The organism is Pseudomonas sp. Bout1 (genome assembly GCF_034314165.1).
In the GTDB taxonomy this organism is placed as follows: domain Bacteria; phylum Pseudomonadota; class Gammaproteobacteria; order Pseudomonadales; family Pseudomonadaceae; genus Aquipseudomonas.
In genome coordinates, this window is sequence record NZ_JAVIWK010000001.1 from 2,687,953 (window position 1) to 2,701,962 (window position 14,010).

15 protein-coding genes are annotated in these 14,010 nt (G+C 64.8%); 11 read left to right on the forward strand and 4 right to left on the reverse strand.

Annotation, left to right across the window (positions count from 1 at the left end):
• Positions 1–152 precede the first annotated feature (152 nt).
• Genes gspE through gspD form a run of 11 tightly spaced genes read left to right on the forward strand, consistent with a single transcriptional unit; the run spans position 153 to position 9,942 of the window.
• Positions 153–1,847, forward strand: a complete 1,695-nt coding sequence (gspE, locus tag RGV33_RS12545; RefSeq protein ID WP_322144488.1) for a type II secretion system ATPase GspE — start codon at positions 153–155, stop codon at positions 1,845–1,847.
• Positions 1,844–3,046, forward strand: coding sequence for a type II secretion system inner membrane protein GspF (gene gspF / locus RGV33_RS12550; protein ID WP_322144489.1), 1,203 nt, complete (start codon positions 1,844–1,846; stop codon positions 3,044–3,046). The genes gspE and gspF overlap by 4 nt, the downstream gene beginning before the upstream one ends.
• 20 nt (positions 3,047–3,066) lie before the next feature.
• A complete protein-coding gene (gene gspG / locus RGV33_RS12555) occupies positions 3,067–3,492 on the forward strand; it encodes a type II secretion system major pseudopilin GspG (protein WP_322144490.1) in 426 nt (141 codons plus the stop codon).
• A complete protein-coding gene (locus tag RGV33_RS12560; protein ID WP_322144491.1) occupies positions 3,492–3,923 on the forward strand; it encodes a type II secretion system protein in 432 nt (143 codons plus the stop codon). The genes gspG and RGV33_RS12560 overlap by 1 nt, the downstream gene beginning before the upstream one ends.
• Entirely contained in the window at positions 3,920–4,291 is a 372-nt protein-coding gene (locus tag RGV33_RS12565) for a prepilin-type N-terminal cleavage/methylation domain-containing protein (RefSeq protein ID WP_322144492.1), read from the forward strand. Before RGV33_RS12560 ends, RGV33_RS12565 begins: the two co-directional genes overlap by 4 nt.
• Entirely contained in the window at positions 4,288–4,908 is a 621-nt protein-coding gene (locus RGV33_RS12570) for a prepilin-type N-terminal cleavage/methylation domain-containing protein (RefSeq protein WP_322144493.1), read from the forward strand. The genes RGV33_RS12565 and RGV33_RS12570 overlap by 4 nt, the downstream gene beginning before the upstream one ends.
• Complete coding sequence (locus RGV33_RS12575; RefSeq protein ID WP_322144494.1) at positions 4,905–5,627, forward strand: type II secretion system minor pseudopilin GspK; 723 nt, start codon at positions 4,905–4,907, stop codon at positions 5,625–5,627. Before RGV33_RS12570 ends, RGV33_RS12575 begins: the two co-directional genes overlap by 4 nt.
• Positions 5,624–6,661 carry a PilN domain-containing protein gene (locus RGV33_RS12580; RefSeq protein WP_322144495.1) on the forward strand — a complete coding sequence of 346 codons (1,038 nt, stop codon included), beginning with the start codon at positions 5,624–5,626 and terminating at the stop codon, positions 6,659–6,661. The genes RGV33_RS12575 and RGV33_RS12580 overlap by 4 nt, the downstream gene beginning before the upstream one ends.
• Entirely contained in the window at positions 6,636–7,247 is a 612-nt protein-coding gene (gene gspM, locus RGV33_RS12585) for a type II secretion system protein GspM (RefSeq protein ID WP_322144496.1), read from the forward strand. Before RGV33_RS12580 ends, gspM begins: the two co-directional genes overlap by 26 nt.
• Positions 7,244–7,768, forward strand: a complete 525-nt coding sequence (locus tag RGV33_RS12590) for a hypothetical protein (RefSeq protein WP_322144497.1) — start codon at positions 7,244–7,246, stop codon at positions 7,766–7,768. Before gspM ends, RGV33_RS12590 begins: the two co-directional genes overlap by 4 nt.
• A complete protein-coding gene (gene gspD / locus RGV33_RS12595; RefSeq protein ID WP_322144498.1) occupies positions 7,765–9,942 on the forward strand; it encodes a type II secretion system secretin GspD in 2,178 nt (725 codons plus the stop codon). The genes RGV33_RS12590 and gspD overlap by 4 nt, the downstream gene beginning before the upstream one ends.
• A gap of 8 nt (positions 9,943–9,950) precedes the next feature.
• Here gspD and RGV33_RS12600 read toward each other — a convergent pair whose 3' ends face one another.
• The 4 genes from RGV33_RS12600 to RGV33_RS12615 all read right to left on the reverse strand — a co-directional run bounded on the left by RGV33_RS12600 (position 9,951) and on the right by RGV33_RS12615 (position 13,948).
• Positions 9,951–10,613, reverse strand: a complete 663-nt coding sequence (locus RGV33_RS12600; protein WP_177009920.1) for an RraA family protein — start codon at positions 10,611–10,613, stop codon at positions 9,951–9,953.
• Between the two features lie 29 nt (positions 10,614–10,642).
• Positions 10,643–11,968: an MFS transporter gene (locus RGV33_RS12605; RefSeq protein ID WP_322144499.1), complete on the reverse strand. Its 1,326-nt coding sequence runs from the start codon at positions 11,966–11,968 to the stop codon at positions 10,643–10,645.
• Positions 11,969–12,065: 97 nt separating this feature from the next.
• Positions 12,066–13,295: a pyridoxal phosphate-dependent aminotransferase gene (locus RGV33_RS12610; RefSeq protein ID WP_322144500.1), complete on the reverse strand. Its 1,230-nt coding sequence runs from the start codon at positions 13,293–13,295 to the stop codon at positions 12,066–12,068.
• Positions 13,292–13,948, reverse strand: a complete 657-nt coding sequence (locus RGV33_RS12615) for an RraA family protein (RefSeq protein WP_322144501.1) — start codon at positions 13,946–13,948, stop codon at positions 13,292–13,294. The genes RGV33_RS12610 and RGV33_RS12615 overlap by 4 nt, the downstream gene beginning before the upstream one ends.
• Between the last annotated feature and the right edge of the window lie 62 nt (positions 13,949–14,010).

Sequence of the window (14,010 nt, forward strand, 5' to 3'; positions counted from 1 at the left end):
CACATCGCTTGAGTGCAGGGTCTTGATCTTGTTCAAGGCGCCGCTGGGACTCGTTGTTGTTTCTGCACCCTTGAAACAGCCTCCTCAACGGGTTCTTCAGATTGGTGCAGATGTTCCAGACCCTACCGCCAACGCCGATTGATGCATGCCGAATGCAAGTTCCGGATGCCGAACACGTGTGCGCGTGGCTGATGCGAAAGGCCGGTTTGAAAACCGTCGACCTGGAGCGCGCCCGGCGCTTATCCCAGGACACCGACGACAGCGAATTGCTCGGCCTGCTGACGCGCCTGGGGCTGGTCTCTGAAGTGGAACTGGCGCGGGCCTGGGCCGATTTGCTTGGCGCACCGCTGTTATTGGCCGACGCTGCACCCCCGGTGCTCGACCCGCTGCCGGTGCTGACCGAACGCTTCATGCGCCATTACCAACTGGTGCCCGTGGGCTGGAGCCATGGTGGCGTGCGAGTGCTGGCGGCCAACCCGGCGTTGCTGTACCCGTTCCAGGCCCTGGCGTATGCCTGCGGCGTGCCGGTGTGGCTGGCGGTAGGGCCACGCAACGAAGTCGAAACGCTGATCGAGCGCTACTACGGGCAGGGCCGTTCGGCGATGGGCACCCTGATCGAAAACCTCGACGAGCAGGGCGGCGCCCTGGAAGACATCGAGCATCTCAAGGACATGGCCTCCGAAGCCCCGGTGATTCGCCTGGTCAACCTGATCCTGCAACGGGCCGTGGAGCATCGCGCTTCGGACATCCATATCGAGCCGTTCGAAAACCAGCTCAAGGTGCGCTACCGCATCGACGGTGTGTTGCAGGAAGCCGAAGCGCCGCCGTCGAGTTCCTCGGCGGCGGTGATTTCCCGGGTCAAGATCATGGCGCGCCTCGACATTGCCGAGCGCCGTTTGCCCCAGGACGGGCGAATAATGTTGCGCATCCAGGGCAAGGAACTGGATCTGCGGGTATCCACGGTGCCCACCAGTTTTGGCGAGTCGGTGGTGATGCGCCTGCTGGACCGCCAGACCGTGCAGTTCGATTTCCCGAGCCTGGGTTTCGACGGCCAGCGCCTGCAAACCTTTCTTGAAGTACTCGAGCGGCCCCACGGCATCCTGCTGGTCACCGGGCCTACCGGCTCGGGCAAAACCACCACGCTCTACACCGCGCTGTCGCGGCTCAATACCGCCGAGCGCAAGATCATCACCGTCGAAGACCCGGTGGAATACCAGTTGGAAGGCATCAATCAGATCCAGGTCAAACCCGCCATCGGGCTGGACTTCGCCGGGGCGCTGCGCTCTATCGTGCGCCAGGACCCGGACGTGATCATGATCGGTGAAATCCGCGACCTCGAAACCTGCCGCATCGCCATCCAGTCATCCCTGACCGGCCACCTGGTGCTCTCGACCCTGCACACCAACAGCGCCGCGGCGAGTATCACGCGTCTGCTGGACATGGGCGTGGAGAGCTACCTGATCGCCTCGACCGTCAATGCCATCCTCGCGCAGCGCCTGGTGCGCCGCCTCGACCCGGCGACCCGCGAGGCGTTCGAAGCGCCCCCGGAATTGATCGAGGAGCATGGCCTGGACCGCTTCACCGAGCAGCGCCCGATCCTGCTGTACCGGCCCCGCGCCAATGCCCTCGGCGGCGGTTATCACGGGCGCAGTGCACTCACCGAATTGCTGGTGATGAATGACGAACTGCGCAGCTTGTTGATGCGGCATGCCGACGCCGCGACCCTCGAACACGCCGCCCGCCGCGGTGGCCTGCGCACCCTGCATGAAGAGGGCCTGCGCCAGGCGGTGGCGGGTGTCACGTCCCTTGAAGAAGTGTTGCGCGTCACCCGTGGAGAGGGCGCGTGAGCCTGTTCAAATACCGGGCCCTGGACAGCCAGGGCGTTGCGCAAAACGGCACCCTCGAAGCCCGGGACCAGGCCGCCGCCGTCGCCACGCTGCAAAAACGCGGGCTGCTGCTGTTGCAGATAGACGCCGCCGGTGCCCAAGGGCTGCGCAGTGCGTTCGGGCGCGGCCAGTTGAACGGCGCGGCGCTGGTGAGTTTTACCCAGCAACTGGCCACGCTACTGGGCGCGGGCCAGCCGCTGGAACGTGCGCTGGGCATCCTGCTCAAGCAACCCGGCCAGCCGCAAACCCGTGCATTGATCGAGCGCATCCGCGAGCACGTCAAGGCGGGCAAGCCATTGTCGGCGGCGCTGGCGGAGCAGGGCAGCCAGTTCTCGCCGCTGTACCTGAGCATGGTTCGCGCCGGCGAGGCGGGCGGCGCGCTGGAGAACACCTTGCGCCAGCTCGGCGACTACCTGGAACGCAGCCAGTTATTAAGGGGCGAGGTGATCAACGCGCTGATCTATCCCGCATTCCTGGTGGTGGGCGTGCTCGGTTCGCTGGCCTTGTTGCTGGCTTACGTGGTGCCGCAGTTCGTGCCGATCTTCAACGACTTGGGCGTGCCGATCCCGCTGATCACCGAAGTGATTCTGGGGCTCGGCCAGTTCCTCGGTGCCTATGGCCTGGCGGTATTGGCGGGCTTTATCGTGACGATCTGGGGCCTGGCTGTGCGCCTGCGTAACCCGCGGCACCGCGAGCAGTACGACCGGCGTTTACTCGGTATTCGCCTTATTGGCCCGCTGTTGCAACGGGTCGAAGCCGCACGCCTGGCGCGCACCCTCGGTACGCTGTTGAGTAACGGCGTGGCGTTGCTGCAAGCACTCGTGATCGCGCGCCAGGTCTGCACCAACCGCGCCTTGCAAGCCCAAGTCGCGCAAGCCGCCGAATCGGTGAAGGGCGGCGGCACCCTGGCCAGTGCGTTTGGCGCCCAGCCACTGCTGCCAGACCTGGCGCTGCAAATGATTGAAGTCGGCGAACAGGCCGGTGAACTGGACAGCATGCTGCTCAAGGTTGCCGACGTGTTCGACGTCGAAGCCAAACGTGGCATCGACCGCCTGCTGGCCGCGCTGGTGCCGTCGCTGACCGTGCTCATGGCCGTCCTGGTGGCGGTGATCATGCTGGCAATCATGCTGCCGCTGATGAGCCTGACCAGCAATATATGAAGACCCAAGGAAGCAAGCCCATGCGCCATACCCGTTTCAAGCCCGCCCGCCGTCAGGCTGGTTTCACCTTGCTGGAAATGCTCGCGGTGATCGTGCTGCTGGGCATCGTCGCCACCATCGTGGTGCGCCAGGTTGGCGGTAACGTCGACAAGGGCAAATACGGCGCGGGCAAAGCGCAACTGGCCAGCCTGAGCATGAAAATCGAGAGCTATGGCCTGGACGTCGGCGCGCCGCCCAAGACCCTCCGGCAATTGGTCGAGAAGCCCGACAACACCACCGGCTGGGCTGGGCCGTACGCCAAACCTTCAGACCTCAAGGACCCGTTCGGGCACGCCTTCGGCTATCGCTTCCCCGGTGAGCACGGCGCCTTCGACCTGATCTTCTACGGTCAGGACGGCCAGCCCGGCGGCGAAGGCTACAGCGCCGACCTGGGCAACTGGGAATAATGCCGGCCCTCCAACGCGGTTTTACCCTGCTGGAAATGCTGGCGGTGATCATCTTGATCAGCCTCGCGGCCGGGTTGGTGGGATTTGGCCTGCAACAAGGCCTGCGGGTTGCCAAGGAGCGCCAGGCGGTCGGGCAGATGGTCGGTGCGCTGCGCAGCACACGGGCGCAGGCGATTATCAGCGGCACGCCGGCCAGGACGGTATTTGACCTGGAGCAACTAAGTTTCCAGGCGCCGGGGCGGCCTGTCAGGCATTGGCCGGCCGACCTGCAAGTGACGGTGCACACCGCCGAACACGCAGGCGCGGCCGTGGAGTTTTACCCCGACGGCAGTTCCACCGGAGGCAACCTGTTGTTGGCCAATGGCTCGCGGCGCTGGCGCATCGATATTGGCTGGCTGACTGGCAGCGTGCAGTCGAAGGTATTGCCATGAATCGCCAGTCGGGTTTCACCTTGCTGGAAATGCTCGCCGCACTGACCCTCATGGCGATTTGCAGCAGCGTACTGCTGGTCGCATTCGGCCAGAGCGCGCGCTCGTTATTACAGGTCGCCCACAGCGACCGTCTGACCCATGCCGCCTTGAGCGTGATGGATCAGGAAACCTCCGGCCCACTGGCCAGCGGCACTCGCCAGGGCAGCCTGGGCGATGGTATCGATTGGCAATTGAGCATCGCCCAGCAGCCGACACGTATCGGTCAGCCACGCTTGTTTCGCCTCGACCTGACCGTCAGCGAGGCCCGGCGCCAGGCGCGTTTCAGTACCTTGAAGCTGCGCGCTGCCACCGACAGGGCGGGTCTGTGAATCGGCGTCAGCAGGGTTTTACCTTGCTGGAGATCATGATCGTGCTCAGTTTGCTGGGGCTGTTGTTGGCCCTGGTGGGCGGTGCGTTGCTGGGCGCCAACCATGCGGTGCTCAAGGCCCAGCGCTACACGGCCAGCCTGGATGAAATGCGCGCCGCGCAACAGTTCCTGCGCACGTCCATCAGCGAGGCGCTGCCTCTGGACGTGACTGAGGACGACAGCCAAACCAACGGCTTTTTCGTCGGCTCCGCCCAGCGCCTGCAATTCGTCGCGACCTTGCCGGGCGTGCTCGGCGGCGGCATTCAGCGTTTCACTTTGCAGTTGACCGAGCGCGAGTTGCAGGTAGCGTTCGCCCGGTTTGAGTCCAGCGCCCAGGTGAGCGTGCCGGCTACCCGCGGCGAGCCGCAGGTGCTGCTGAAGAATGTCGAGGATTTGCAATTCAGGTATCGCGGCGTGTCGCCCAAGGGCCAAGCCACCGGCTGGGTCAGCGACTGGCCATGGACCAAGCGCCTGCCGTACGCGGTGCGCATTGCGGCACGGGTCGACGGGCCGGTGCCGTGGGTGACCCAAGTGGTGGCCCTGCGACTGAATCTCTCCAGCGGCGCATCGGACCAATGAAGCGCCAGCGCGGCGTAGCGCTGCTGCTGGTGCTGTGGGTGCTGGCGTTGCTCAGTCTGCTGCTGGGCGGTCTGGCCGGGTGGGTGCAGTTGGAAAGCCGCCAGGCCCTTTGGCATCGCCAGCACACCCAGGCGTTGCTGGCGGCAGAGGCGGGGGTGGCGCTGGCCATGCGGGCCCTGGCCGACCCGCTGCAACGCAAGCAATGGATCGCCGACGGCCGTGAAATGCCCTTGGTGTTTGACGATGCACAGTTACGCGTGAGCCTGCACAGCGAGCGCGGCAAGCTGTATTTGAACAGCGCTGAGGCGACCGACTTCGCCCGCCTGGCCCTGGCCTGCGGTGCGACCCAGGCCCAGGCCAGCCGGCTCGCCAAGGATTTGGAGGCACGGCGCAACGAAGGCCTGGCGCCGTTCCGGGTGGTGGAGGAAGTGCGGCAACTCCCCGGCATGACTCAGGCGCTGTACCGCCGGCTGGCCCCGGAAATCAGCTTGTGGAGTGGCCTGGACCGACCCGATCCCGCTTTCGCCAGCCCCTTGATGCGTCGCGCCTTGAACCTGCCCCGGCAAAGCGCGGTGGGCGCCGACCCGGGTGACGTGCTGGTGATCGACAGCCGCGCACAACGCCCCGGCGGTTACCACGCCCGGTTACGAACCACGGTGTTATTGAGCTCATCGGAGGAAAGCGCACAGCCTTATCGGGTGCTGCGTTGGCAAGAATGAATCGATACCTTTCGGCGCCCATGGCGCACCTTCAACGGCTGGCAGAGCCGCTCACCCGGCGCTGGCGCGGCAGCTTGCTGAACGTGGGCGGGCAGCTGTGGCTCAAGGAGCTGCGTAGCTGCCTGCCGGCATGGCTATCGATCCACGACATCCCCGAGTACCGCTACCACTGGCCGTTGACCGAGCCGGTGGCACACCCTGGCGGTGAAGTGCGCCAGGTGCTGGTGCTTGCGCAGGGGGCGGTGCTGTTGCAAACCCTTCAACTGCCCCTGGCGGCTGCGCGCAACCTGTCGACGGTGGTGGGCTATGAGCTGGACCGCTTTACCCCGTTCGAGGCTGAACAGCTGTACTTCGTGGCCCGTCAGGAACAGCGCACGGCCACGCAGGTGCGGGTGACGCTGGTGGCGATTTTGCGTGAGCGCCTGGATCAGATACTCGTGGAATGTGCCGCCCTCGGCTTGCAGCCCCACGCGGTGGATGTGAACGCAATGGGCATCGATTTGCTGCCGGCTCCGTTGCGTCCACGCCAGCGCCCAGCCGGCAAGGGCTTGCAACGCAGCTTGCCGTGGCTGTGCGGCGCGTTGTTGATTGCGGCGATGTTGTTGTGGCTCAACGACCGCCAGCGGGTGCTCGACGTTATGCATGAGCAGGTCCAGCAGCAAAAAGCCCAGGTCGCCGAGGTCCAGCGCCTGCGCCAGCAACTGCTCAACACCCGGGGTGCCGCGCAATACCTGATCCGCCGCAAGTCGGCGCAACCACCGCTGGCTGCGCTGCTGAACGAGCTGACCGCGTGCCTGCCCGCCGACACCTGGATCGACCAGTTGGACGTCAACAACGGCGCCGAGGTTTCCTTCTCCGGGCAGAGCGCCAAGGCGAGTGCACTGATCACCCGGATCAAGGCCTGCCACAGCCTGGAAAACGCCCAGTTCGAAGGGGTGATCCAACCCGACGCGCAAACCGGCAAGGATCAGTTTTCCCTGCGCGCCCACTTGCACCAGGAGGCCGCCGATGCGCCGACCACTGACACCCCGTGAACGGCGCGGCGCGGCCTTGCTAATCCTGGCGCTGGTGCTCGGCAGCGCCTACTGGCTGCTGATCGACAGCTGGTTTGCCGGGCCATTGCGCGCCATGGGCGAGCAAGCCGAACAGCTGCGCGAACAACAGCAACGCTATGCCGGCCTGCTGCAGCAGGGTGCGTCCCTGCGCGAGCAACTGGAGCAAGCCCGCCAGGACCCGGCCAGCAGCACCAGCCTGCTGCCCGGTGATGACCCCAGCGTGGTGGCAGCGGACCTGATGCAGCGCATCGCCGACCTGATCAGCAGCCGTGCCAGCCTCGGCGGCGGCTGCAGCCTGACCCAGCGCATGCCCATCACCCCGGAGCAGGATGACACCGAGCCCTATCGCCAGGTGAAAGTCAGCCTGACCCTCAACTGCGCCATCGAACCCCTGAGCGCGATCCTGCATGAACTGGAGTACCAGCGGCCGTTCCTGTTCGTGGACGAAATCAGCATCCGCCGCGGGCCGAATGCTCCCGCCAGCGGCGGCGCCGGAAAGCTGGTGGTGCACCTGCTGGTGCGCGGCTATCTGCAACCGGCTGCCGCCACGCAGGCCCGCCGATGATCAATTCATTACGGCCTCTGGAATGGGGACTGCTCGGTGTGGCCGGGCTGCTGGGCCTGCTGATGGCGGGCATCTTGAGCAGCATCGGTGATGCGCCGCAGTGGCTGGATGAGCCTGCCTCCACGGCGCGCGCCAATGCCTCGGCCAAGGTCCGCGTCGCCCCGAGTGCGAGCCTGGAAAGCCTCGCCGGCACCTGGCAGGAGCCGCTGTTCAGCCCCGACCGCAGCCCCGATGCCGCCATTGGCCAGGCCGAGGTGTCCAGCCTGTCGAGCCTGAAACTGACCGGCGTACTGCTCGACGGCGACCTGCGCGTCGCCCTGCTCAAACGTCCCGACGGCCCGCCCCTCAAAATCCACCAAGGCCAGACCCTGCCCAACGGCTGGCGCCTGGAACACCTGACACCGTTGCACGCCCGTTTTGTGCTGGATGGCCGCACCCAAACCCTGAGCCTTAGCGTTCCGCGTTTGCCGCCGGCATCCACCACGCCGCCGATTTCCCTTCCTCACGAGCCCGCCCCTTGATCGATACTTGCCCTGGCGCCTTGCGCACCACCGTGTTTTGCCTGGCCACGGCCGCCTCACTGGGCGGCTGTGGGTCATTCCCCGATCACCTCGACCCGGACGATGCCTTGCTCCACGAGGCGATGCAGGGCACCGGTTCGCAACGCCCGCCCGTGGACGCAGCCAGCGACCCGCCTGCCCAGCCCCAAGCACCCACGCCGCCCCAGCGCCAGTTGATTCGCGGCAACCAGCAGTTTGTGCGTGCGCCCGCACCGGCGCCTGCGGTCAAGGATGAAGCCACTGGCGACATCGTGTTCAACTTCGCCGACCAGCCGATCGAGGCGGTGATCAACAGCGTCATGGGCGACCTGTTGCACGAGAACTACAGCATCGCCGAGGGCGTGAAAGGCAACGTGAGCTTTTCCACCTCCAGACCGGTGAGCAAGCAGCAGGCGTTGTCGATCCTCGAAACCCTGCTGTCCTGGACCGATAACGCGATGATTCGCCAGGGCCAGCGCTACGTGATCCTGCCGGCAAACCAGGCGGTGACGGGCAAGCTGGTGCCGCAAATGAGCGTGTCGCCACCCTCCAGCGGGCTCTCGGCGCGGCTGTTTGCGCTGCGCTTTATCTCGGCCACGCAAATGCAGAAACTGCTCAAGCCGTTTGCCCGGGAAAACGCGTTCCTGCTGGTGGACCCGGCGCGCAATGTGTTGAGCCTGGCCGGTACGCCGGATGAGTTGGCCAACTACCAGGACACCATCGACACCTTCGATGTTGATTGGCTCAAAGGCATGTCGGTGGGGGTGTTCGGCTTGCAGCGGGCCTCGGTGGCCGAGTTGATGCCCGAGCTGCAAAAGATGTTCGGCCCCGACAGCGGCATGCCCCTGGCGGACATGGTGCGGTTCCTGCCGATCGAGCGCACCAACTCGGTGGTGGCGATCTCGTCCCAGCCGCAGTACCTCAGTGAAGTTGGCGACTGGATTCACACCATCGACGAAGGCGGCGGCAACGAACCGCAGATGTACGTGTACGACGTGCGCAATATGAAAGCCACGGACCTCGCCAAGTACCTGCGCCAGATCTACGGCACCGGCGCGATCAAGGACGATACGCCGGCCAAGGTGGCGCCGGGTTTGCGCACCGCGACCTTGTCCTCACTCAACACCAGCGGCAATAGCGCGGGCCTGAGCAGCAGCCCTCCCGCAGGCGATGATGAAGAGCAGCCCGCGGCCGCCAGCGAAGAGAATGAACGCGTGGAACCGGGCGCTGGCGACAAAAGCCTCGACGCTGGCACCCGAATCACCGCGCAAAAAAGCAGTAACCAACTGTTGGTGCGCACGCGCCCGGTGCAGTGGAAGGAGATCGAATCGGCGATCAAACGCCTCGACAACCCACCACTGCAAGTGCAGATCGAGACGCGCATCCTTGAAGTCAAACTCACCGGCGAACTCGACCTCGGCGTGCAATGGTACCTGGGACGCCTGGCAGGCAACTCCACCAGTACCACCGTGGCCAATACCCCCGGCAGTCAGGGCGCGCTGGGCGGTGGCGGCGCGGGGTTGGGCGCAGATTCGCTGTTCTATTCCTTCGTCAGCTCCAACCTGCAAGTGGCCTTGCATGCCCTGGAGACCAATGGCCGAACCCAGGTGCTGTCGGCGCCGTCGCTGGTGGTGATGAACAACCAGCCGGCGCAGATCCAGGTGGGCGACAACATCCCCATCAGCCAGACCACGGTCAACACCGGCAACGCCGACAGCACCTTGAGCAGCGTGGAATACGTGCAGACCGGGGTGATCCTTGACGTGGTGCCGCGCATCAACCCGGGTGGCCTGGTGTACATGGACATCCAGCAGCAGGTCAGTGACGCCGAGACCCCGACCACCAACAGCAGCGACACGCCCAACAACCCGCGTATCTCCACGCGCTCGGTGTCCACCCAAGTGGCGGTGCAAAGCGGCCAGACCGTCTTGCTCGGCGGGCTGATCAAGCAGGACAACGCCGAGAGCGTCAGCGCCGTGCCGTACCTGGGGAAAATCCCGGGGCTGCGCTGGTTGTTTGGCAGCACCAGCAAGTCCAGGGATCGCACCGAGTTGATTGTGCTGATCACGCCCAGGGTGATTACCAGCAGCAGCCAGTCGCGGCAGGTGACGGATGATTATCGCCAGCAGATGCAGCTGTTGCGCCCGGCGAACTGAACGGCGCGTCAGCCCTTGCGTTGCAAGGTGTGATAGCCCAGCGCTGCCCGGGCTTCACGCAACGATTTGCCTTCATCAAGCAACGCCCGGATACGCGCCTCCACCGCTTCAATCGAACGCGCGCACGCCGCCACTTCATGGGCGCGCTCGCGCGGCACGATCACCACGCCGTTGGCATCGGCGACCACGATGTCGCGGGCACACACACGGGCCTGGCCGATGGACACCGGCTGGTTCACCGCTTCCACTTCAACCCGGTCCTTGCCGGTACGCATGAACCGGCCCTTGGTGAACAACGGGTAGCCATCGCCCAGCGCCTTGCTCACGTCGCGGCACACGCCATCGATCACGGTCGCGGCGATCCGCTGGCTGCCGGCGTATTGGGTCATGATGTCGCCCCACACGGTGCAGTCGGTACGCCCGTCGTTGTCGATCACCACCACATCGCCTTCGGCCACGTCATCGACAAAGTCGCCGACGGTGCCCGGCGGGGTGCTGGCGCTGACGTAGCGCACGGTGAAGGCCGGGCCGACGACCACCTGGCGATAGTTGTCCAGGGGCATGATGCCCAGGCATTGGCCGGGCAGGCCGAGTTTGTCCAGGGCGTCGGACACGCCCGGGGTGTCCAGGCCGGCAAACAGGGCAACCAATTCTTGGTCTTGGGGTGACATGGGTAACTCCTTGTGTTGGGGGAAATCAGTCAGGGTTGTGGCCGCGGCTCGGCAATGGTCAGCAAAATGATGAAGCTGATGAACGAGCCGATTGCCAGCCAGGCGAACACGTAGTTCCAGCCATAGTTGTCCAGCAGCAGGCCGGTGATGAAGGGCGTTGCGGCGGCCCCCAGCTGGCCGATCATGTTCACGATGGCGTTGGAGATCGGAAAGGTTTTCTTGGTGGTCAGGCCCATCGGGTAGGCCATGTAGGAGGAGAACCCGAGGCTCAACACCATACCGGTCAACATCAGTAGCAGGCCGTAGGGCAGGGGCTCGGCGGGTGAATTGATCAGCAGGTACATCATCAGTGAGGTGCCGACCGCCGACAGCAGCATGCCCGGCTTGCGGCGCCCGCCCATCAGGCGGTCCGAGCAGAAACCGCCCAGCAGGTTGCCCAGCACCGCGCCCACCCAGGGTGCTGCCGAGACCAGGCCCATGTTCATGATCGAGAACTGCTTGACGGTCATCAGGTAAGTCGGGATCCACGCCAGCAGCACGCTGGAGACACCGAGCTGGAAGCAATAGCTGGTGGCACATCCCCAGATGTTCCAGGACTTGAACACCTGGCGGTTGGTTTCCAGCGGCGTTTCATCGCGGGTGCGGATAACCCGGTCGAGCTTCTCCACCCAGGCCGGGGTCTTGTGTACGCGGGCGGTTTGAGTGACCGCAGTGTCTTCGACGATGTACTGCAATTCGGCTTTGTTGACGAAGCGGCTGCGGGAAGGATGGTCGGTGACCAGCAAGTACCAGATCAGCGCCAGCACGATGCCCGGGATGGCGAAGAAGTAGAAGATCTCGCGCCAGCCCCACACCGAAATGATCACCGCGCACAGCGGCGGCACGATCACAGGGCCGAACTTCACCGCCGAGAGAAAGATCCCCGACGCCGTGCCTTTTTCCCGTGCCGGAAACCAGTTGTTGATGGTGGTGGTCATGCTGATAGGCAGTGGGCCTTCGGCGACGCCCAGCCCCAGGCGATACAGTTTCAGCGCCAGCAGTGAGCTGGCGGTGCCCACCAACCCGGTCAACAGGGAGGTCAGCACCATGGCCCCCGGCAGGATCCGGCTGACGCCAAAGCGCCCGAAGGCAAAGCCCGCCGGCAGTTGTGCCAAGGCGTACGCCAGCAGGAACAGGCTGACCAGGCCGCCGGCCTGGGCGTTGCTCATTGCAAATTCCTGGCGAATAAACGGCAGCGCCACGCCGAGGTTGGCGCGGTCGGCCGCGGCCACGGTGTAGATCAGGAAAATCAGCGCCGCAACCACCCAGCGGTATTGGCTGCGCACAGCGGGTTGTATGACTTCAGGCATAGACATGGGGGCGGACCTTGTTGTTGTGAGTGTTGTCCAGATCGGCCCTAATCTTAAGAAGCGCCGCACGCCACCATTAGCGATATTTATCTATGTGAATTCATCACTTTTCTTCTTCAGTCTGCAGGTGGGTGCAGAAGTGGTGAATGGCCTCGCACGCTTGGCGCAATGACGCATCATCCAGCGCATAGGCAATACGAATGTACGGCGCCAGGCCAAAGGCGCTGCCCTGCACCACGGCCACACTGGCCTCGTCGAGCAGCGCCAGGGCCACGTCTTCATCGCTGCGCAGCAGCCGGCCGCCCGCCGAGGTACGCCCGATCAACGCCGCGCAGGAGGCGAAGGCATAAAAGGCACCGGCGGGGCTCACGCACTCAAGGCCCGGTGTGTCGTTCAGCAACTCGACCATCAAGTCCCGGCGCGCCTGGAACACCCCGCGGCTGTCGCGGATGAAATCCTTGGGGCCTTCCAGTGCGGCGAGTGCCGCCTGTTGCGAGATCGAGCAGGCGCCGGAGGTTTGTTGGCCTTGCAGCTTTTCCATGGCCTCCAGCAGCCAGCGCGGCCCGGTGGCAAAACCGATGCGCCAACCGGTCATGGCGTAGGCCTTGGATACACCGTTCATGGTCAAGGTGCGCGGCGCCAGCCGGGGTTCAACCTGGGCCAGGGTATGGAACGCCTGATCGTCGAAGATCAGGTGTTCGTAAATATCGTCGGCGAGGACCAACACCTGCGGGTGGGCCAGCAATACGTCGGCGAGTGCCCGCAACTCGTCCTCGCTGTACACCGCGCCGGTGGGGTTGGACGGTGAGTTGAGGATCAGCCAGCGGGTCTGCGCGGTGATGGCGGCGGCCAGTGCCTCGGGTGTCAGCTTGAAGCCACTGTCGGCATCACAGGTGACGATGCGTGCTTCGCCGCCGCACAGGTGCACCATCTCCGGGTAGCTGACCCAGTACGGCGCCGGCACGATCACCTCGTCACCTTCATCGAGGGTGGCCGCCAGGGCGTTGTAGATCACTTGCTTGCCGCCGTTGCACACCAGAGTGTCCTGCCAGGACACGTCCAGGCCATTTTCACGCCGGAACTTAGCCGCCACCGCTTCGCGCAAGGCGCGGGCACCCGCGACCTGGGTGTAGCGTGTATGCCCGGTTTCAATGGCCTGGATCGCGGCTTCGCGGATATGCCGCGGGGTATCGAAATCCGGCTCACCGGCGCACAGCGAGATGATGTGCGCGCCTTGCGCCCGGCGTTCGGCGACGCGGTCCATGATGCGATAGGTGGCGGACGGTTGCGCGCTGGCCAGGCGCGGGTTGAGCCGTTGGGTATCGGTGCTCATCGGGTGATCGCCTCAAACTGCGCGTCGTGCATCACCTCAACCACTGAACGCCCACTGCGCACCGCCTGCACCATGCCGTCCTGGCGGCGGGCGATGCGCTCGCCAAGGTCCAGTACTTTTTCGATCACCGCCTGAGGCACGAACACCGTGCCGCAGGTATCGGCGATCACATAGTCATCCTCGCTGACGCTTACGCCAGCGATGCTTAAGGTCACGCCGGCACCGACCTGCACCACGCGGTTGCGCGCGCTGATCATGGTCACGCCGCGCCCGTACACCGGATAGCCGATGGCCTCGCTGCCGTCGATATCGCGGCTGAAACCATCAATCACCGTGCCACGTATGTGTTTGCGCGATGCCGCGTTGGCGATGATGTCTCCCCAGCAGGAAATGCCCTCGGTGCCGCCGGCAATCACCAGCACCCGGTCATCCGTTTCAACCTGTTCGATCACCGGTGTGATCAGGTGCACCGACGGGGCGGTGTCGGACTTGGGGCCGAGCAGCACGGTACTGGTGCGGCCGACGATTTTCGGGCAGTTCCACAACGGGCGCAGGCCCACAGTGGCGCCGGGCAGGCCGAGGAAGTCGAGGGCGTCGGACACGGTGTTGGTGTCCAGTGCGGCCAGGCGGTCAAGCAAGTGATCAGCGGTCATGGGCGAGCCTCGGGTGACGGAGACGGCCAGTGTCAGCGAGTCGCTTTGATAGGTATATTACG

Excerpts from the sequence above, each read along its gene's own strand:
- RGV33_RS12575 (WP_322144494.1), top strand. The coding sequence starts at position 4,905 with ATGAAGCGCCAGCGCGGCGTAGCGCTGCTGCTGGTGCTGTGGGTGCTG.
- gspG (WP_322144490.1), top strand. The coding sequence starts at position 3,067 with ATGCGCCATACCCGTTTCAAGCCCGCCCGCCGTCAGGCTGGTTTCACC.
- gspE (WP_322144488.1), top strand. The coding sequence starts at position 153 with ATGCAAGTTCCGGATGCCGAACACGTGTGCGCGTGGCTGATGCGAAAG.
- RGV33_RS12565 (WP_322144492.1), top strand. The coding sequence starts at position 3,920 with ATGAATCGCCAGTCGGGTTTCACCTTGCTGGAAATGCTCGCCGCACTG.
- RGV33_RS12600 (WP_177009920.1), bottom strand. The coding sequence starts at position 10,613 with ATGTCACCCCAAGACCAAGAATTGGTTGCCCTGTTTGCCGGCCTGGAC.
- RGV33_RS12610 (WP_322144500.1), bottom strand. The coding sequence starts at position 13,295 with ATGAGCACCGATACCCAACGGCTCAACCCGCGCCTGGCCAGCGCGCAA.
- RGV33_RS12560 (WP_322144491.1), top strand. The coding sequence starts at position 3,492 with ATGCCGGCCCTCCAACGCGGTTTTACCCTGCTGGAAATGCTGGCGGTG.
- RGV33_RS12590 (WP_322144497.1), top strand. The coding sequence starts at position 7,244 with ATGATCAATTCATTACGGCCTCTGGAATGGGGACTGCTCGGTGTGGCC.
- gspM (WP_322144496.1), top strand. The coding sequence starts at position 6,636 with ATGCGCCGACCACTGACACCCCGTGAACGGCGCGGCGCGGCCTTGCTA.
- RGV33_RS12615 (WP_322144501.1), bottom strand. The coding sequence starts at position 13,948 with ATGACCGCTGATCACTTGCTTGACCGCCTGGCCGCACTGGACACCAAC.
- RGV33_RS12605 (WP_322144499.1), bottom strand. The coding sequence starts at position 11,968 with ATGTCTATGCCTGAAGTCATACAACCCGCTGTGCGCAGCCAATACCGC.
- RGV33_RS12580 (WP_322144495.1), top strand. The coding sequence starts at position 5,624 with ATGAATCGATACCTTTCGGCGCCCATGGCGCACCTTCAACGGCTGGCA.